The following is an 18,548-nucleotide window of genomic DNA, read 5'->3' as shown; positions in this document are numbered from 1 at the left end:
GCCGGATATCAGGCGCCTAGCGGCTGTTCGAAAGGCTGCGTGCCGATTCGCTGATCGGACGTGACCACCTTCCGCCGTTCGAGCGAAGCCTTGCGCTTGTCCTCGGCGCTCGCAATGAAGTCCGACAGTTCGCGCTCCATCGCTGAATCCTTGGCGCCCGGCTTCCACGTCGCGGCGCCGTGCCGGCGGCGCGTCACCCTGGCCAGCGACAGCGCGGCCATCGCGGTTTTCGCGCATTCGTATTCGACCTGGTGGCAGAGGTCGAGCGGCTCACCGAACTCCCGGAACGCCTCCACGTATTCCCTTGCGGCGTGCACCGTCGCGGGGTACTCGCGCAGCTCGGAAATCACCTTGCGTCCCAGCACGCTCCATTGAATCCTGTCCGGATAGACGAACGCCGGAATGGAGACGGTCCTGGTGGCTTCCCGGCTCATGGACCCCGCCGGTTCCGCCGCTGCCCACGCGGCCTTGTGCATCATCGTCCGGCAGGTTCGGGCATAGCTTTCGAGCGAAAGCGCCAGTTCCAGTGCAGTGTCGCGTCGCTGCCGCCTGCGGCTGCCGGCGTCCCTTGCCGAGATCCACGCGAGCGATACCACCGAGCCGACCGCACCTGACGCGAGCGCCAGAGAGATCGGCGTGTTCCAGCTGAGTCGCTGGAAATATTCAAGCCATTCCTGCCCCATACCCTTATCTCGAAAAATGAGATGCACAGAGTATAAGCAATCGTTTGCGATGTATTTGCGCTAAAAATCATGCGTGTGTTTCCGGCACAACAGCGCCGGTCCGCCAGCGTTCGTCTTGACAGACCGGGCCGAATGCTGGGCCGAATGCGGCGCAACCGTGTTCCGGCGCGTGAGACGCCAGCGCATGGAGGCGCGAGCCGGAAATCTAGAGCCAGTAAAGCCAGGCAAGCAGCGTCACGATCGAGAACAGCGTCGTCATGGAAATGGCGGCGCCCGTCGTGGTCTTTTCGACGTCGTACTCGCTCGCGAGCACATAGGCGCTCTTGGCCGTCGGCACGGCGGCGCAGATCACGGCCGCGATGGTAAAGGCCCTGTTCAGTCCGGCCGCGACGCATAGCCCGTACACGACGAACGGCATCACCACCAGCTTGAGCGCGGCCAGCAGCGCGTAGCGGCTCGGATGGCCACGCAGTTCGCTGATCGACAGGTCGAGGCCAATGGCAAACAACGCGCATGGCGTCAGCGCTTCGCCGAGAATGCCGAGGTATGTGGCGACAGGCGCGGGCAGCGTCAGTCCGCTGACCGACCATAGCAGGCCGAGGAGCGTCGCAAGGATCACGGGGTTGGTGCCGATCTGCTTTGCGAACGCGCCCGCGCGCAGCTTGCCCGAACTGGCATGCTGGTCGATTTCGAGCAGCACGACGAGGGCGGGAAACAGGACCGCGCCGACGAAGACCGTCGCGACGGCCGCCGCGAGGACACCGGGCGGTCCTTGCAGTGCTCTGAGGATCGGCAGCGCGACGAACCCCGTGTTGGTCATCGCGACAATCGCGCCGAGCATCGCGCTTTTGCCCAGCGGCGCGTGCGCGCCCAAGCGTGCTGCCAGCAGCACGACGACGAAGCAGAGCAGCGAACCTCCGCCGAACGCCACGAGAAAGCGCCACTCCAGCAGCGAACCGAGCGGCTCCTTCGCGACGGTCAGAAAGACGAGCGCCGGCATCGCGAGAAAATAGGCGAACTGCATCAGCGGGCCGGCGATGGTGCGCGGCAGATAGCCCAAGGTGCCCGCCAGCCAGCCGCTCACGATGATGGCGAAGATCGGCAGGATGAGACTCGCGACATGCATGATGGAGCTCCTGAGCAGATCGAACGCCCGGATGCAACGGTTGAGCGCGCGGCAACGCGCAGGCGGATAGTCATCCCGCCTGGATGGACGATAATATGGCATTCCACCCATGTGCGCGACGACAAATCGGGCGCGCGTGAGGGCTACCGTCCATTGCTTTTTTGCTGCGTTTTTTTGCCTCCTATGTCAGACCTCAGAATCGACCGCAACGCGAAGACTTTGCGCGAACTCACGCTGGACAAGCTGCGCGGCGCGATAGTGCAAGGGTACTTCCGGCCAGGCGCGCGGCTCGTCGAACGCACGCTGTGCGACGAACTCGGCGTGAGCCGCACGGTGGTGCGCGAGGTGCTGCGGCATCTGGAGACGGAAGGGCTCGTCGAAATCGTCGCGCGGCAGGGGCCGATCGTCGCGCGGCTCGACCGCGACCAGGTCGGCGAAATCTATGAGCTGCGCGGCCTGCTCGAAGCGAACGCCGCGCGCGCGTGCGCCGAGCATTCGACGCCCGAGCTCGTGCAGCGGCTGCGCGACATCCGCAAGACCATCGAGGACGCGTTCGAGAAAGAAGACCTGCCGCGCGTGCTCGAATACACCGAGCGCTTCTACGACGCGATGTTCGAAGGTGCGCAGAAGCACGTGTCGCTGGCCGTCGTGAAGACGTTGAACGCGCGCATCAACCGCTTGCGCGCGTTGACGATCGCGGTGCCGGGGCGCGGCAACGAGTCGAACCGTGAGATGAACACGCTGCTCGACGCCATCGAGCGGCGCGATGGCGACGCGGCGTCCGCTGCGTCGTTCGCGCATATCCGGCGGACCGCCGAACTCGCGCTGAGTGCGCTGGCGCAGCAGGACAAGGCGGCCGGGAACACCTGAGTCCGTTCGCGCAAATCCGTTAGCGAAGGCCGCCGGTGTCCCCGGCGGCCTTTTCCTTTCTGCCTTCGGGCGGGCATTCCCGTTTTCATCCGACGATAGATGCGCAAGCAGCCGCGTCGCCAACACGGCGCCCCGGCTGAAAACATGCCCGCAAGCCCGTCTGCCATATCATGGTATTCCATAATACTTTCGGCCTTGGTGTGGGCCATAAGATGGCATACCATAATCTCAACGAACGACATTCACGGCCCCGTGCCCGTCAGGAGAAACGATATGAAGCTGGAAGTGCGCAAGCTGGTCACATACGTCGAAGAGACCTTTATCGAGGGTGGCAAGGCCGCGGCGCGGCCGCTGAAGCTGTTCGGCGCGGCGGCCGTGCTGCGCAACCCGTGGGCGGGGCGCGGCTTCGTCGAAGACCTGAAGCCGGAGATTCGCGCGCTCGCGCCGCAACTCGGCGAAATGCTGACGGCGGAAATGCTGCGCGTCGCGGGCTCGGGCGATGCAATCGAGGGTTACGGCAAGGCGGCCATCGTCGGCACATCGGGCGAGATCGAGCACGCGTCCGCGCTGATTCATACGCTGCGTTTCGGCAACCTCTACCGCAACGCCGTCGGCGCGAAGAGCTATCTGAGCTTCACCAACCTTCGCGGCGGCCCGAACTGCCCGATCTCGATTCCGCTGATGCACAAGCACGACGAAGGCATGCGCTCGCACTATCTGACGGTGCAGTTTTCGATCGTCGATGCACCCGCGCCCGACGAACTCGTGATCGCGCTCGGCGCATCGATTGGCGGCCGTCCGCATCATCGCATCGGCGACCGCTATCAGGACCTGAAGGAGCTCGAGTCCAATGAAGCGTGAGCTTGTGTCCGAGCGCGCCGTGTCGCGTGGCGAGGCCGCGGGCACGAGCTACAGCGTCTACGCGCCGCAGTCCGGTGAAGCGCACGAGACAGTCGTGCTGATTCACGGCGTCGGCATGAACCGGAGCGTCTGGGTGCCGCAGATCGACGCGCTGACGGCGTCCTACCAGGTCGTCACGTACGACATGCTCGGTCACGGCGACAGCGCGCTGCCGACGCCCGCGCCGACGCTCGACGAATACGCATCGCAACTCGAAGCGCTGCTCGACGCGACGCTGATCGAGCGCGCGCATGTCGTCGGGCATTCGATGGGCGCGCTCGTCGCACTCGAATTCGCGCTCACGCATCCGCAACGCACGTTGAGCGTCGTCGCGCTGAACGCCGTGTATGACCGCACGCCCGCGCAGCGCGAAGCCGTGATGAGCCGCGCGGCGATGCTCGGCGACCCGCGCGTCGACCAGGGCGTGGACGCGACGCTGTCGCGCTGGTTCGGCGATCCGATTCCTGTTCATTTGACACAGGCGGCGCAGGCGGTACGCGACCTGCTGGTGTCCGTCGATCCCATCGGCTATGCGCGGACCTACCGGCTCTTCGCGAGTTCGGACGATGCCCATGTCGGGCGTCTCGCAACGCTCGCCGTGCCCGCGCTGTTTCTTACGGGCGAATGCGATCCGAACTCGAGCCCGTCGATGTCGCGCGCGATGGCGCAAGCCGCGCCGTACGGCCGCGCGGAGATCATCGCGAACGAACGTCACATGATGAACGTCACCGATCCCGCCCGCGTCAACGAACGGCTGCTCACGTTCCTCGCCGAAGCCTCGGCGCAGGCCGCCACGCGAGCAGCGAGCACAGCGCGTACAACGCGTACAACGCCGGGAACGATTTCTGGAGAACGCCATGACTGAGCCGATCATCGGACAGACCCGCGAACAGGCTTTCGACATCGGTGATTTTCGCCGTGCGCTCGGCGCGTTCGTGACGGGCGTGACGGTCGTGACGACGATCCAGCCAGACGGCTCGCCGCGCGGCTTCACGGCGAACTCGTTCACGTCGGTGTCGCTCGATCCGCCGCTGATTCTCGTGTGCATCGCGAAGACGGCATCGAGCTACGCGGTGTTTTCGCAGACGCGCAACTTCGCCGTGAGCGTGCTCGCCGAAGACCAGAAAAGCGTGTCCGGCGTGTTCGCGTCGAAGGCGGCCGACAAGTTCAACCAGGTCGCGTGGCAGGCGCGCGCCACGGGCGCACCCGTGATCGACGGCGCGGCCGCGAGCTTCGATTGCACGACGCACGAAGTCGTCGATGCAGGCGATCACATCATTCTGATCGGACGTGTCATCGATTTTCTTCATACGAGCTCGTCGCCGCTCGGTTATTGCCGGGGCGCGTATGTGAACTTCAGCCTGTCGCAGGATGCGTTGGCGGCGGCCGGCTCGCGCGCGCAAGTGGGCGCGATTCTCGAACATCGCGATGGACTCGTGCTGCTCGACACGCCGAACGGCCTGCAACTGCCGACGGGCAACAAGCTCGAACCGTCGAGCGACGCGGCAAGCCTGCGCGGCGTGCTCACGAAGCTCGGCCTCGACGTGCATCTCGACTTTCTGTTTGCCGTATTCGAATCGGGCGGCGGGCAAACGCCGAGTGTGCAAATCTATTATCGCGGCCGCGTGATCGACAGCGGAGCCGCGTGGATCGACAGCGCGATCCGCATCGTTCCGTTGATGCAGATTCCGTGGGACGAATTGCGCGACCCCGCTGTGCGCTCGATGCTCGAACGCTATGTGCGCGAACGCAGCGAAGACGCCTACGGCATCTATGTCGGCGATACGGAAGCGGGCACGGTGCAGACGCTCGCGCTTGCACAATGAACGTAGGGAGACAGACATCATGAAGTTTTCGTTGTTCCTGCACATGGAGCGGTACGACGACACGACGTCGCACCGCGAACTCTTCGACCAGATGACCGAGCTCGTGCAGATCGCCGAACGTGGCGGCTTCGAGACGGCATGGATCGGCGAGCATCATGCGATGGAGTTCACGATCGCGCCCAATCCGTTCATCAATCTGTCTTACCTCGCCGCGAAAACGGAGCGCATTCGTCTGGGCACGGGCACGGTGATCGCGCCGTTCTGGCATCCGATAGCGTTGGCGGGCGAAGCAGGCATGGTCGATGTCGCGAGCAATGGGCGGCTCGATCTCGGCATCGCACGCGGCGCCTATTCGTTCGAATATGAGCGTCTGCTGCCGGGGCTCGACGCGATGACGGCTGGCGCAAGAATGCGCGAACTGGTGCCCGCGCTGCGCAAGCTCTTCAAAGGCGACTACGCACATCAGGGCGAGTTCTGGTCGTGGCCCTCGACCACGCCCGTGCCGCGCCCCATCCAGCAGCCGCATCCGCCGATGTGGCTGGCCGCGCGCGATCCGAATTCGCATGCGTTCGCGATCGCGAACGGCTGCAACGTGCAGGTGACGTCGCTGGCCGCGGGCGATGCCGAAGTCGTGAGCCTGATGGAGCGCTTCAACGCGGCGTGCGCCGCGCACCCCGAGGCGCCGCGCCCGCAGGTGATGATGCTGATGCATACGTTCGTCGGCGCGAATGCCGCCGAAGTCGACGCCGCCGTCGAGGATCTTGCGCGCTTCTATTGCTACTTCAGCAAATGGTTCAAGAACGAGCGCCCGATCGGGCAAGGCTTCATCGAGCCGCTCACGGATGCCGACGTCGAGATGTTCCCGCAGTATTCGCCGGAGTCGATCCGCAAGAACCTCGTGATCGGCGAGCCAAAACAGGTGATCGCGCGGCTCAAGGGCTACGAGGAGCTGGGCTATGACCAGTACAGCTTCTGGCTCGACAGTCACATGAGCTTCGAGCGCAAGCGCAAGTCGCTGGAGCTCTTCATCTCCGACGTGATGCCCGCTTTCGCAGCGCGCTGACCGACTTCTTCACGCAACGCTTCAACGGAGTGGCTGACATGGTCCAGCGGTTCCAGCAGTACATCGACGGCGCGTTCGAAGATGCGCGCGAGCACTTCGACAGCGTCGATCCCTCGACGGGAGACGTGTGGGCGCAGATGCCCGCCGCGAGCGCCGACGATGTCGAGCGTGCCGTGCGCGCCGCGCATCGCGCGCTGCACGACCCGGCGTGGGCGAATCTGACGGCGAGCGCGCGCGGCAAACTGCTGTACAGGCTCGCCGATCTCGTCGCGCAACATGCGCCGCGTCTTGCCGAACTCGAAACGCAGGACACGGGCAAGATCATCCGCGAGACGCGCAGCCAGGTCGGCTATGTCGCGGAGTACTACCGCTATTACGCGGGCGTCGCCGACAAGATCCAGGGCGCGTGGCTGCCCGTCGATAAACCCGATATGGAAGTGACGCTGCGGCGCGAGCCCGTTGGCGTCGTCGCGGGCATCGTGCCGTGGAATTCGCAGCTCTTTCTGTCGGCCGTCAAGGTCGGTCCGGCGCTCGCGGCGGGCTGCACGATCGTCCTCAAGGCTTCCGAGGACGCGCCCGCGCCGTTGCTCGAATTCGCGCGGCTCGTGCATGAAGCCGGCTTTCCGCAAGGCGTCGTCAACATCGTGACGGGCTTCGGCAACGATTGCGGACGCACGCTGACGAGCCATCCGCTCGTATCGCGCATCGCCTTCACGGGCGGCCCCGAAACCGCACGCCATGTCGTGCGCAATTCGGCGGAGAACCTCGCTGCGATGTCGCTGGAACTGGGCGGCAAGTCGCCCGTGCTGGTCTTCGATGACGCCGATCTCGACAGCGCTTGCAATGCCGTCATTGCGGGCATCTTCGCGGCGACGGGGCAAAGCTGTGTCGCCGGTTCGCGGCTCGTCGTGCAGCGCGGCATTCACGACGCGCTGATCGAGCGCCTCGCGACGAAAGCGCAGGCCATTCGGATCGGCAATCCGCAGGAGACGTCGACCGAAATGGGTCCGCTCGCGACGCGCCGTCAACTCGACCATATCCGGAAGGTTCTGCGCGCTAGTGTCGAAGCGGGCGGGCGCATCGTCACGGGTGGAAAAGAGCCGCAAGGCACTGGCAAGGGCAACTACTTTCTGCCGACCATCGTCGATTGCCCGAATGCGCAGGTGCCGAGCGTGATGGAAGAACTGTTCGGGCCGGTGCTGAGCGTCGTCACGTTCGATACGGAAGCCGATGCGATCGCGCTTGCCAACGACACGCGCTATGGCCTTGCATCCGGCGTGTTCACGCGCGACCTGACACGCGCGCACCGGCTCACGCGTGCGTTGCGCGCGGGCATCGTGTGGGTCAACACGTATCGCGCGGTGTCGCCCATCGTGCCGTTCGGCGGCTATGGCTTGAGTGGCCTCGGACGCGAAGGCGGGCTCGAAGCGGTGCTCGAGTACACGCGCACGAAGTCCGTCTGGATCCGTACGTCGGATGAGCCGATCGCCGATCCATTCGTGATGCGCTGAGCACGTCCGATCGCTTCACACCGCGAGACCAGGAGTCCGCATGTTCTACGAAATCCGCACATACCGTATCAGGACAGGCGCCGTGCCCGCCTATCTGAAGCTTGTCGAGGAAGAGGGCATTGCGTTGCAGAAGCGGTATCTCGGTCAATTGATCGGCTACTTCTTTTCGGAGGTCGGTCCGCTGAACCAGATCGTGCATATCTGGGCCTATCCAAGTCTCGACGAACGCGAGCGCCGCCGCGCCGCGCTCGCCGAAGACCCGGCATGGCAGGCCTTCGCGCCGAAGATCCAGGCGCTGATGGAAGAGATGGAAAACAAGATCATGAAGCCAGCGCGTTTTTCGCCGCTTGCCTGAGAGAGCATTCGACCGGCCGCCCGCGGTTCACATTGCATCGATACCAACTGAAATCCTTGGAGACAGACATGAGCAGCAGAAGCACCTCGTATCTCGCGCCGCTGATCGCGCTTTGCGCGGCGACGCTCCCGGTGGCCCCCGTCCATGCGGCGGACCCGATCGTCTTCACGAGCTGGGGCGGCACCACGCAGTCGTCGCAGCAGAAGAACTGGGCGCAGCCGTTCACGCAGGCGACGGGCATCAACGTGCTGATGGACGGCCCGACGGATTACGGCAAGCTCAAGGCAATGGTCGATAGCGGCAACGTGAACTGGGATGTCGTCGACGTCGAAGGCGATTTCGCGTATGCGGCGCAGAAGGCGGGACTGATCGAGCCGATTGATTATTCCGTCGTGAAGAAAGATGAACTCGATCCGCGCTTCTCGACGCCGGACGCAGTGGGCAGCTTCTATTACTCGTTCGTGCTCGGCTACAACAAGGCGAAGTACGCGGGCGCGCAGCCGTCCACGTGGGCCGATATGTTCGACACGAAGAAGTTTCCCGGCAAGCGCACGTTCTACAAGTGGTCGGCGCCGGGCGTCCTCGAAATCGCGCTGCTCGCCGATGGCGTGCCGCCGAACAAGCTCTATCCGCTCGATCTCGACCGCGCGTTCAAGAAGCTCGACACGATCAAGGGCGACATCGTCTGGTGGAGCGGCGGCGCGCAATCGCAGCAACTGCTCGCGTCGGGCGAAGCGCCCATCGGCATGTTCTGGAACGGACGCCTGCACGCGCTCGAACAGACGGGCGTGCCTGTCGGCATTTCGTGGAACCAGAACCTGACGGCGGCCGACATGCTCGTGATCCCGAAGGGCGCGAAGCACAAGGCCGAGGCGATGAAGTACCTCGCGGCCGCCACGAGCCCGCAAGCGCAGGCGAAGTTCGCAACCGATACGGGCTACGCGCCCATCAACGTGAAGTCGGCCGCGCTGATGTCGCCTGCGATCGCGAAGACGTTGCCCGACCAATACAAGAACTCGCAGATCAATCTCGACATGAAGTACTGGGCCGAGAATCGCGATGCCATCGCGAAGCGCTGGTACGCGTGGCAGTCGAAATAACCGTGTTGCGCCCGAGCGTCGCACAGTCACCGCAGTGGATGGGGAGACACCATGCCTAATGTTCTGAGTACCGTCGCACACCCGCCCGCGACGGCCGCGCGCCGGCGGCGCGACTGGCGCAGCGTCCGACTGCTGGTGCCCGCGCTGCTGCTGCTCGTGATCTTCTTCCTTCTGCCTGTGCTGTCGCTCTTGTTGCGCAGCGTGCTCGATCCGACGCCGGGCCTGCAGAACTACGCGCAGCTGGTCGGCTCGACGACTTATCTGCGCGTGTTCGGCAACACGTTTCTGGTCGCGACGGTCGTGACGCTCGCGACGCTCGCGATCGGCTTTCCGACGGCATGGCTGCTCGCCATCGCGCCGCGCAAGCTGAGCTCGCTGCTGTTCGCGATCCTGCTGCTGTCGATGTGGACCAATCTGCTCGCTCGCACGTTCGCGTGGATGGTGCTGCTGCAGCAGACGGGCCCGATCAATCGCCTGCTGATGGCGCTCGGCGTAATCAGCGAGCCGTTGACGCTCGTGAACAACCTGGTCGGCGTGACCATCGGCATGACTTACATCATGCTGCCGTTTCTCGTGATGCCTTTGCACGCGACGCTGCGGGGCATCGACGCGTCGACGCTGCGCGCCGCGGCCATCTGCGGCGCGAGCCGCTGGCAGGCGTTCTGGCGCGTGCTGGTGCCGCTTGCGATGCCGGGCATCGCATCAGGCGCGCTGATGGTGTTCGTGATGGCGCTCGGCTACTTCGTCACGCCTGCATTGCTCGGCGGCGCGTCGTACATGATGCTCGCGGAACTGATCGCGCAGCTCGTGCAGCAACTGCTGAACTGGGGTCTCGCCGGCGCGGCCGCGTTCGTGCTGCTCGCCGTGACCCTCGCGCTCTACGCGCTGCAACTGCGCTTCACGGGCGGGGCGCGCGCAAGTCTTGGAGGCCGCTGATGGAACACCTCTCACGCTCTCTACGTTCGGCCCGCCAGGAGGACTGACATGTTGCTCGATTTCGATCGACTGGGTTCGCTGCGCTGGGTACTGCTCGCAGTCGGCGCCGCTGTCGCGCTGTTTCTGTTGGTGCCGATCGTGTTCATCGTCGCATTGTCGTTCGGCGATTCGCAGTGGCTGATCTTTCCGCCGCCAGGCTGGACGCTGGAATGGTATCGCCAGCTTTTCACCGACGCCGGCTGGATCGATTCGCTGCTGACGAGCGCAAAGCTCGCGGTGATCGTCACGGTGCTTTCCGTGCTGATCGGCTTTCTCGCGTCGCTCGCGCTCGTGCGCGGCAAGTTTCGCGGACGCGGCGCAGTGCAGGCGTTTTTTCTCACGCCAATGGTGCTCCCCGTCGTCGTGCTGGCCGTCGCGCTGTATGCGTTCTTTCTGCGCATCGGCTTGAACGGCACGATGACGGGATTCGTGATCGGCCATCTGATCATCGCGTTGCCGTTCTCGATCATCTCGATCAGCAACTCGCTGGCGAGCTTCGACACCGCGCTCGAAGACGCCGCGTTGATCTGCGGCGCGGCGCCGCTCGAAGTGAAGCTGCGCGTGACGCTGCCCGCGATCCGGCTCGGCATTTTTGCCGCCGCGATCTTCTCGTTCCTCGCTTCGTGGGACGAAGTGGTCGTGTCGATCTTCATGGCGAGCCCGACGCTGCAAACGCTGCCCGTGCGGATCTGGGCGACGCTGAGACAAGACCTGACGCCCGTCGTTGCGGCGGCGTCCTCGCTACTCGTCGGTTTGACGACCGTTTTGATGCTGGCCAGCGCGTTGCTGCGCCGCGCGCGATAACTGAGGTGAATGAGCCATGACTTCCGCATTCCTGCAAATCCAGCGCCTGCGCAAGACTTACGACGACGTCGTCGCGATCGATCAAGTTTCGCTCGATGTCCGCAAGGGCGAGTTCATGACCTTTCTCGGGCCGTCGGGGTCGGGCAAGAGCACGACGCTGTATATCGTCGCGGGCTTTCAGGAGCCGAGCGAGGGGCGCGTGCTGCTCGACGGCAAGCCGCTGCTTCAGGTCGCGCCGAACAAGCGCAATATCGGCATGGTGTTTCAGCGCTATACGCTGTTCCCGCATCTGACGGTTGGCGAGAATGTTGCCTTTCCGCTGCGCGTGCGGCGCCGCCCCGACTCGGAAGTGAAGGCGAAAGTCGACCAGATGCTCAAGCTCGTGCATCTGTCCGAGTGCCGCGACCGGATGCCGGCGCAACTGTCGGGTGGACAGCAGCAGCGCGTCGCGATTGCGCGTGCGCTTGCGTACGATCCGCCCGTGCTGCTGATGGACGAACCGCTTTCGGCGCTCGACAAGAAGCTGCGCGAGGAAATCCAGCTGGAGCTGCGCCGCATTCATCAGGAGACGGGTGTCACGATTCTCTATGTGACGCACGATCAGGAAGAAGCGCTGCGGCTGTCGGACCGGATCGCAGTGTTCAACAAAGGGCGCATCGAGCAGGTCGGCACAGGCGAGGAGCTGTACGCCAACCCTGCGTCGCGCTTCGTCGCGAGCTTTATCGGCAATTCGAATTTCCTGCCCGTGCGCGTGACGTCGAATCACGACGGCCGCATGAACGGCGTATTTCCGAACGGCCACGAAATCGCGGCAGCCGGCTTCAATCCGGCGCTGACGGCGGGCGGCGACGGCACGCTGATGATCCGCCCCGAGCAGATGCGCATCCGCTCGCTGCGCAACGCGGACAGCGCGGCGGGCCTGCCCGTCACCGTGCGCGACATCACATATCTCGGCGACGCGATGCATTACGCCGTCGCGACCCCGTGGCAACAGGAGATCTCGATCCGCATGCCGGCGGGCCATCGGCATGACAGCGGCCTGTCGATCGGCACGCAGGCGCTCGTCGATTGGGACGCGCGCGATGTCCGGCTGTTTGCTCAAGCGTGACGGCTGTCATGAGTGACGCACTGCCATCGCTCAAGGTCGAGCGCCGCACGACGACGTTGCGCGAACTCGCGCTGGAGAAGATGCGCACCGCGATTCTCGATGCGCATTTTCATCCGGGCGAACGGCTGGTCGAGCGTTCGCTGTGCGAGGAGCTAGGCGTGAGCCGCACGGTGGTGCGGGAGGTGTTGCGCCACCTGGAGACGGAAGGGCTCGTCGATTCGATCCCGAACCAGGGGCCGATTGTCGCGATGCTCGACGCGCCGACGGCTGCCGAGATCTACGAGATTCGGGCGCTGCTGGAGGGCGACGCCGCGATGGCGTGTGCGCAAACGGCGGACGCGGTGCTGGTCGCGAGACTCGCTGAGTGCATCACGCAGATCGAGCGGGCGTTCGCGCTGCACGCGCATCAGGAGGTTCGCGAACTGACGACGGCGTTCTATGAGCAGATGTTTCATGGCGGCGGCAGAAGGGTCGCGTGGGAAATCGTGCAGACGCTGAACTCGCGCATCAACCGGCTGCGCGCGTTGACGATCGCGTCCGACGACCGTGGCCGTATGGCGGTTCAGGAAATGAACCGGATACTCGACGCAATTCGCGCGCACGACCCGCAGCGCGCACGCGACGCGGCGACGGCACACGTCGCGCGGGTCGCAGAGATCGCGATGGCGGAGTTGGCGCGGCAGACGAGCAAGTAAATAGCCGACGTCTACTTCGCCGCTTCGGGCGTCACGGATATGGCAACCGCTTCCGTATGCACGATCTCAACCTGATCGCCCACGCGAATGTGCTTCAGTTGCTCGGGGTCGACCACCACATCCACCTTGCCCTGCGGCCCCCTTATCGTGATGTGACTGCGCTTTGCATCGACGGTGACGACATCGCCCACTACCGTCACCTCACGCGTGATCGTGCCGCCCGGTTTGGTCCCCGACGCGGCGGGCTGCAAGATCTGCCGCTCCTTGCGGGAGCGCGGGCCGTTTGTCTTCTTGAGACTCAAAGACCTCGCCTCCTGGTACTCGGTGGTGACCACATCGCCGATCTTGAGTTGGTCGAAGTTGTGCACTTCGTTGCCCGCCTCGAGTTTTTCGATCTTTCCGTTCTTGTCCTTGAGCGTGACGGTCCGGGTAGCGGGATCGATGGCGACGACGGTGGCAATGACGGTTGCCGTTCCTGTCACGGTGGTCTTGTCCGTTCCTCGCTGGATCTCGACCGACGTCTGCGGCTGGGAAAACGCCGGGCAGGCCATCATGGCGACACCTGCCGCCACGAGGAAATACTGGATCTTCATTGCTGTGCTCCTTCTAGCACCCGTCGAACGCCGTTACCTCGGGCATCACGACGGCAGGATAGTCGACCAGCGTGCGCACTGCGGGCAGCCGGCCGTGCGGTAAGGACACGCGCACCAGGTCAGCGCAATCGCCGCCTACGTATTGTAAAAGCGCACAGTAGCGTACGCCGAGGCCGTTTATCAGCGGACCAACTCAGGCGCGCAAGCACTCGTCGGCGGTGTACTCGAACCATCGGGTGCATCCGTCAACTCAGTACACGCGTTGGACTAAAGATGAGCTTTTGAGAACCGCGGGCATGTTGAGACGCAAGAGCATGTTCGTGAGCCTCGTCGACGTGGTCTTTCACGCAGCAAAACTCTACGATATGGCCGAACCGCGACTTCAACTTTCGAGGCGTTCGATCATGTCTTTCAGTGCAGTGTTGCAACGCCGCGCGTGTCATCAAAAGTGCGTGGCGTAATGAAAATCGGTGAACTCGTCATTCCGGTCGCGCCACTCATTCTGGTTGCCAGCGTTGCAATATCACTGATGGTTGGGCGGCTCATCAGCCGACATGCTGTCGATTCCGAAGCGCCAATCGTGAACATCGTGCTGGCCGCATTGGTCGTGTCTAGAATCTCGTTCGTCGCGCGCTATCTGCCTGCTTACCGCGAGGACTGGCTCAGCATTTTCGACTTTCGGGATCTGGGCTTCGATCCGATGGCGGGCATCGTCGCCGGTGCGGCGATGCTGCTGTTCGTGTTCGCCCGTAGGCCACGCTTACGGCGCGCTTTGATGTTCGCCGCTGCAGCAGGTGTTTCAAGCTGGCTCGCATTGACAGCCGCCGTTGGTGCATCGACGCAAGTACAGACGATGCCAGCCGTCAGACTCGTCGATATCGACGGCAATTCCCGCACGCTTGGCGGAGCAAATGGCAAACCTGTCGTCGTCAATCTGTGGGCGAGCTGGTGCGCGCCGTGTCGCTCGGAAATGCCGATGTTGACCCGCGCACAGCACGAACTGCGCAATATCGAACTTGACTTCGTCAATCAGGGAGAATCGCCCGAAGCGGTGCGCGACTTTCTTTCAGCGCAGAAGCTGGCGCCAGATAACGTGATACTCGATCGGACGCTCGCAGTTGCCCAGTCGGTGCATGCCCGTGGATTTCCAACTACCCTGTTCTTCGACGAACACGGCAGACTGCTAGCGGTTCATCTCGGACCGTTTTCACGAGCGACGTTTCAACACGAAATCGAATCGCTTTATCCGTCTCGCGCGGCTGTTGTGCGCCACTAGAAACGGGTCGAATGAGAATTGCGGTACTCGTTCGCCGCACAGCGCTTGACGGTCTTTTCCAGGGTATGCCCCTTATTGAACGCCCAAAGGATTGCGTCCGCCGGCGCGCAATTGATGTCAACACTCCATTACCTGCCCGTGCGGCAATAAAGCACGCAGCCGATCGCAATGCATCTTGGTTGTAGCTAACAAATGCCTTACACTGCGCACTGAGCTCTCTCATCGCGTTGCTGGCATTCAAGAAGTGGGGGGCGAACTGGCAGATACATCCGGACACCAAGGAGACGTCATGCACTTTTATCATCGAGGTATCGCGATTCAACCGTCCGTTGCGAGAAGCGGGAATACCTTTGTCGCACGCGTTTCCATTCTCGAAGAGGATGGCGAAGCGACATCGCTCGGTGATCTGGGGCATTTCGCGAACCGGCAATCGGCATTTGCATTTGCTGTGCGATGCGGCACCGCGTTCGTGGACGACGAGCCGATGCCGCGTCCTCCATGTGAGATCCTGGCCAATTAAGTCATTGCTGGAAGTGCGAGAGATAGGAGAAGGCATTTCATGATTCACTCGGAGATCTACAGATTCCCCTACACGCGAATGGGAGGAATGCAACGCACGTACAACGTGACCATCAACCTCGTCCGGCGTGATTCCGGCGTGTACGCGTACAACTCGTGGGTGCACCACGCGGGCATGTTCAAGGGAAATGGTCTCGCCTTTCCGCTGGTTTCCCGCACGACGGAACAGGCGGCCGCGGAGGCGCGCGCTCGCATCGAAGGACACATTGAGAATCTGCTTGGTGTCAACGAGTGACGGGCGGCCTTCTTTTTATCTATCTGGAGCCGCTTGTCGCGGCGCGCAACTCGGCCAATAGCGCGTCGCCCGTCCATGAAGGACGCACGTCGCTACGCTCGGCTTGCCGTACAAGTTCACACAAGCGCTCATTCACGGGCGCCCTGCGCCCGACGCGCCGGGCGAGTTTGACCACTTCACCGTTGATCCAGTCGATTTCCGTCGCGCGTCCCGCCGCGAGGTCATCGGACATCGACGAGCGCGCCAACGGATCGATCGTCAACATCGCGCGTCCGAGCCGCGCGAACCATGCATCGGGTATCGCGAGGACGCGCGGCATCCACGCGGGCGGGATCGCCGTCAGCCTCGCCGGCTCGATGCCCGCCCGTGCAAGCAGCGCCAGCGCTTCTTTCTGCGCCATGCCGAGGCACAGACGGTAAGCGCGTTGGGCGAGTTCTTCCTTTAGCGGCCGGTTCGACAGCGCGTTGATCGCATTGTTGAGGTTGAGCAGCAGTTTGGCCCACTGCACGGGCAGCATATCGACGTGTTGGACCAGCGGAAGTCCCGCTTTCTCGAAGTCGCCGGCGAACGGCTGCATACCGGGCGCGCGCCGGATTTCCAGCTCGCCTGCCGAGCCCTGATGAAAGGCGCCCGGGCCGCGTTCGACGACGTTGAACGGCACCACGCCTTCGAGCACCGTATTGCGCGGCAACGCGGCGCGCAAAACGTCGGCGTTGCCAATGCCGTTCTGAAAGCTGACCACGATCGTATCGGCGCGCAGCACACTCGATAACTCCACCGCGACGGTCGGTGTCGCCGCGGACTTCACCGTGACGAGCACCAGATCAGCCGCAGCGGCCGCGGCGCGGTCCGTCGACGCATCGATGCGCGCAGGCGGCACAGACCAGCGGCGCTCGCCGAACTGCGACAGCGTGAGCCCATGCGTGCGCAGCATATTGTCGACGCGCTCACGCGCAACGAAGTTGACGTCGCTTCCTCCCGCGAGCAGTCGTCCGCCAATGTAGCAGCCGATGGAGCCCGCGCCGTAGATACAGATCTTTGCCATGCCATGTCCGATTGAGCCGACTGGTGACACTATTGATGCGCTGAACAGCAAGACCGGCTCATTACGCTCGTGCCGTTCGCTTTGCGCATCGCTTGTTGTCGTCGTCGAGTGCGCGGGTTAGCTCGCGTAGCCGGGATTCGCGCGGTCGAGCCGGCGCAGCAGCCCCGGCCATACGAGCGCGCCTGCGCTGACACCCCGCGTCGCCTGCATCGCTTGATGCCGGATGCCGTCGAGGATCGGTTGCGCGATCGGCGAGAGCTTCGACCCGCCCGACTGCGCCCGCACCTGGATCATGCACGACGCTTCGAAGAAGTACATTGCGGCGAATGCGTCCGCGGGCGTCGCGCCGACGGTCAGCAGGCCGTGGTTGCGCAGCATCAGATACGTGTTGCTGCCGAGGTCGCGCACGAGACGCGGCTTCTCATCTTCGTTGAGGGCGATGCCCTCATAGTCGTGATAGCCGAGCGACGCGAGCACGATGAGCGACTGCTGGGAAAGCGGCAGCAAGCCCGCTTGCTGCGCGGACACGGCGACGCCGTTGATCGAGTGCGTGTGCATCACGCACAGCGCGTCCTCGCGCGCCGCATGCACCGCGCTATGGATGTTGAAGCCGGCAGGATTGACGTCATACGGCGAGTCGGACACCTTGCGGCCGTCGAGATCGACCTTGACCAGCGATGACGCGGTGATCTCGTCGAACATCATCCCGTACGGGTTGATCAGGAAATGGTGCTCCGGGCCTGGCACGCGCGCGGAAATATGCGTGAACACGAGGTCGTCCCAGCCGAACAGCGCGACAAGACGGTAGGCCGCCGCAAGATTGACCCGGGCTTCCCATTCGGCAGATGAAACTGCGTGCTTCAGGCTGACATCAGTTGAGGCCACGTCGACACTCCTTATTCAATGGGTTCCAGCAATTCGGAAAACTGCAACGGCGCGGCGCGCACTTGCATCGGGCACGCTTGCATCAAAATGCGATGCGCCGGCCGGCCTCGCTGCGTCTTCAGACGCCGTGGCCGCATGATGGCGGGAATCGCGCGTAAAATCTGTCGGATAGCCGACACGTCGACATGTCCATGGAATCCACGCTGCTGCGCTATCGTCCACAACTTGAATCGACTGCATGGTTCCGCAGCCTGCCCGTCGAGTTGCGGGACTATCTGGTGAGCCACGCGACGCTGCTCCGGCTGGAAAAGGGAGAAGTGCTGTATCGATACGGCGATCCGTCTTACGGCCTGTATGCGGTGCTCGAAGGTGCGCTCGCGGTCGGGACGGTTGGCGCCGACGGCAAGGAAGCGTTGCTCGCGGTGCTGGGGCCGACTGCCTGGGTCGGAGAAATCTCGATGTTCGACGGGCTGCCGCGTCCACACGACGCGATCGCCGCGACCCGTGCGTTGTTCATGCATGTGCCGGAAGCCGCGTTGCAAAGCCTTCTCGACACGACGCCGCGCTACTGGCGTGATTTCGCATTGTTGATGGCGCAGCGCCTGAGGGTGTCGTTCAAGAATGCCGAGTCGTTGACGTTGCTGCCGGCGGCGCAACGCGTCGCGAGCCGCCTGCTGATGATCGCCGAAGGGTATGACGGGCTCAATGCGACACAGAGCAAGATCCGGCTCTCGCAAGACAGCCTTGCATCGATGGTCTCGCTGACACGGCAGACCACCAATCAGTTGCTCAAGAATCTTGAAAGCCAGGGGATAGTGAGCCTGAAATTCGGCGAGATCAATATTCTGGATATCGAACGATTGCGTGCGGCTTGTGCTGGCGTGTCCAGACCGTAGGCTCGAACGCCCGTTTTGATTCG

General features: G+C 63.5%; 21 protein-coding genes. 16 read left to right on the top strand and 5 right to left on the bottom strand.

The window, feature by feature from the left end; all coding sequences use genetic code 11:
- Positions 1-8 precede the first annotated feature (8 nt).
- Positions 9-683 carry a hypothetical protein gene (locus J8I87_RS13470; RefSeq protein WP_209931955.1) on the bottom strand — a complete coding sequence of 225 codons (675 nt, stop codon included), beginning with the start codon at positions 681-683 and terminating at the stop codon, positions 9-11.
- A gap of 205 nt (positions 684-888) precedes the next feature.
- Positions 889-1,809: an AEC family transporter gene (locus J8I87_RS13465; protein ID WP_209931954.1), complete on the bottom strand. Its 921-nt coding sequence runs from the start codon at positions 1,807-1,809 to the stop codon at positions 889-891.
- 183 nt (positions 1,810-1,992) lie between these two features.
- Between J8I87_RS13465 and J8I87_RS13460 the strand changes: the two genes are divergently transcribed.
- The 12 genes from J8I87_RS13460 (at position 1,993) to J8I87_RS13405 (ending at position 13,016) form a co-directional block, all read left to right on the top strand.
- A complete protein-coding gene (locus J8I87_RS13460; protein WP_209931953.1) occupies positions 1,993-2,679 on the top strand; it encodes a GntR family transcriptional regulator in 687 nt (228 codons plus the stop codon).
- A 273-nt stretch (positions 2,680-2,952) separates the two neighbouring features.
- Complete coding sequence (locus J8I87_RS13455; protein ID WP_209931952.1) at positions 2,953-3,540, top strand: amino acid synthesis family protein; 588 nt, start codon at positions 2,953-2,955, stop codon at positions 3,538-3,540.
- Positions 3,530-4,444: an alpha/beta fold hydrolase gene (locus J8I87_RS13450; protein ID WP_209931951.1), complete on the top strand. Its 915-nt coding sequence runs from the start codon at positions 3,530-3,532 to the stop codon at positions 4,442-4,444. The genes J8I87_RS13455 and J8I87_RS13450 overlap by 11 nt, the downstream gene beginning before the upstream one ends.
- A complete protein-coding gene (locus tag J8I87_RS13445) occupies positions 4,437-5,405 on the top strand; it encodes a flavin reductase (RefSeq protein ID WP_209931950.1) in 969 nt (322 codons plus the stop codon). Before J8I87_RS13450 ends, J8I87_RS13445 begins: the two co-directional genes overlap by 8 nt.
- Before the next feature lie 19 nt (positions 5,406-5,424).
- Positions 5,425-6,468 carry an LLM class flavin-dependent oxidoreductase gene (locus tag J8I87_RS13440; protein WP_209931949.1) on the top strand — a complete coding sequence of 348 codons (1,044 nt, stop codon included), beginning with the start codon at positions 5,425-5,427 and terminating at the stop codon, positions 6,466-6,468.
- A 38-nt stretch (positions 6,469-6,506) separates the two neighbouring features.
- Positions 6,507-7,979: an aldehyde dehydrogenase gene (locus tag J8I87_RS13435; RefSeq protein ID WP_209931948.1), complete on the top strand. Its 1,473-nt coding sequence runs from the start codon at positions 6,507-6,509 to the stop codon at positions 7,977-7,979.
- A gap of 40 nt (positions 7,980-8,019) precedes the next feature.
- On the top strand, positions 8,020-8,334 hold the full coding sequence (locus J8I87_RS13430) for an NIPSNAP family protein (RefSeq protein ID WP_079503006.1): 315 nt from the start codon (positions 8,020-8,022) through the stop codon (positions 8,332-8,334).
- Positions 8,335-8,402: 68 nt separating this feature from the next.
- Positions 8,403-9,434, top strand: coding sequence for an ABC transporter substrate-binding protein (locus J8I87_RS13425; RefSeq protein ID WP_209931947.1), 1,032 nt, complete (start codon positions 8,403-8,405; stop codon positions 9,432-9,434).
- A gap of 51 nt (positions 9,435-9,485) precedes the next feature.
- Positions 9,486-10,370 carry an ABC transporter permease gene (locus J8I87_RS13420; protein WP_209931946.1) on the top strand — a complete coding sequence of 295 codons (885 nt, stop codon included), beginning with the start codon at positions 9,486-9,488 and terminating at the stop codon, positions 10,368-10,370.
- 48 nt (positions 10,371-10,418) lie between these two features.
- A complete protein-coding gene (locus J8I87_RS13415; protein ID WP_209931945.1) occupies positions 10,419-11,213 on the top strand; it encodes an ABC transporter permease in 795 nt (264 codons plus the stop codon).
- A 16-nt stretch (positions 11,214-11,229) separates the two neighbouring features.
- The gene (locus J8I87_RS13410; protein ID WP_209931944.1) at positions 11,230-12,321 is read left to right on the top strand and encodes an ABC transporter ATP-binding protein; all 1,092 of its coding nucleotides are present in this window, start codon (positions 11,230-11,232) and stop codon (positions 12,319-12,321) included.
- Between the two features lie 8 nt (positions 12,322-12,329).
- A complete protein-coding gene (locus J8I87_RS13405) occupies positions 12,330-13,016 on the top strand; it encodes a GntR family transcriptional regulator (RefSeq protein ID WP_209931943.1) in 687 nt (228 codons plus the stop codon).
- Positions 13,017-13,027: 11 nt separating this feature from the next.
- Here J8I87_RS13405 and J8I87_RS13400 read toward each other — a convergent pair whose 3' ends face one another.
- Complete coding sequence (locus tag J8I87_RS13400; protein WP_209931942.1) at positions 13,028-13,609, bottom strand: hypothetical protein; 582 nt, start codon at positions 13,607-13,609, stop codon at positions 13,028-13,030.
- A gap of 460 nt (positions 13,610-14,069) precedes the next feature.
- On the opposite strand from J8I87_RS13400, the gene J8I87_RS13395 reads away from it, so the two are divergent.
- The 3 genes from J8I87_RS13395 to J8I87_RS13390 all read left to right on the top strand — a co-directional run bounded on the left by J8I87_RS13395 (position 14,070) and on the right by J8I87_RS13390 (position 15,699).
- A complete protein-coding gene (locus tag J8I87_RS13395) occupies positions 14,070-14,885 on the top strand; it encodes a TlpA disulfide reductase family protein (protein ID WP_209931941.1) in 816 nt (271 codons plus the stop codon).
- Between the two features lie 289 nt (positions 14,886-15,174).
- Positions 15,175-15,405: a hypothetical protein gene (locus J8I87_RS44695; protein WP_245253907.1), complete on the top strand. Its 231-nt coding sequence runs from the start codon at positions 15,175-15,177 to the stop codon at positions 15,403-15,405.
- A 39-nt stretch (positions 15,406-15,444) separates the two neighbouring features.
- Entirely contained in the window at positions 15,445-15,699 is a 255-nt protein-coding gene (locus J8I87_RS13390; protein WP_209931940.1) for a hypothetical protein, read from the top strand.
- Between the two features lie 19 nt (positions 15,700-15,718).
- Here the strand turns inward: J8I87_RS13390 and J8I87_RS13385 are convergent, their stop codons facing one another.
- Both J8I87_RS13385 and J8I87_RS13380 read right to left on the bottom strand, forming a co-directional pair.
- Positions 15,719-16,744, bottom strand: coding sequence for a 2-dehydropantoate 2-reductase (locus J8I87_RS13385; RefSeq protein ID WP_209931939.1), 1,026 nt, complete (start codon positions 16,742-16,744; stop codon positions 15,719-15,721).
- Positions 16,745-16,861: 117 nt separating this feature from the next.
- Positions 16,862-17,629: a class II aldolase/adducin family protein gene (locus J8I87_RS13380; RefSeq protein WP_209931938.1), complete on the bottom strand. Its 768-nt coding sequence runs from the start codon at positions 17,627-17,629 to the stop codon at positions 16,862-16,864.
- 191 nt (positions 17,630-17,820) lie between these two features.
- Between J8I87_RS13380 and J8I87_RS13375 the strand changes: the two genes are divergently transcribed.
- On the top strand, positions 17,821-18,525 hold the full coding sequence (locus tag J8I87_RS13375; RefSeq protein WP_209932043.1) for a Crp/Fnr family transcriptional regulator: 705 nt from the start codon (positions 17,821-17,823) through the stop codon (positions 18,523-18,525).
- Positions 18,526-18,548 lie beyond the last annotated feature (23 nt).

Origin of the sequence: Paraburkholderia sp. LEh10, assembly GCF_017814945.1 — a bacterium.
In the GTDB taxonomy this organism is placed as follows: domain Bacteria; phylum Pseudomonadota; class Gammaproteobacteria; order Burkholderiales; family Burkholderiaceae; genus Paraburkholderia.
The sequence above is the reverse complement of the archived record's forward strand: the minus strand, read 5'-3'. Positions and strand labels throughout refer to the sequence as shown.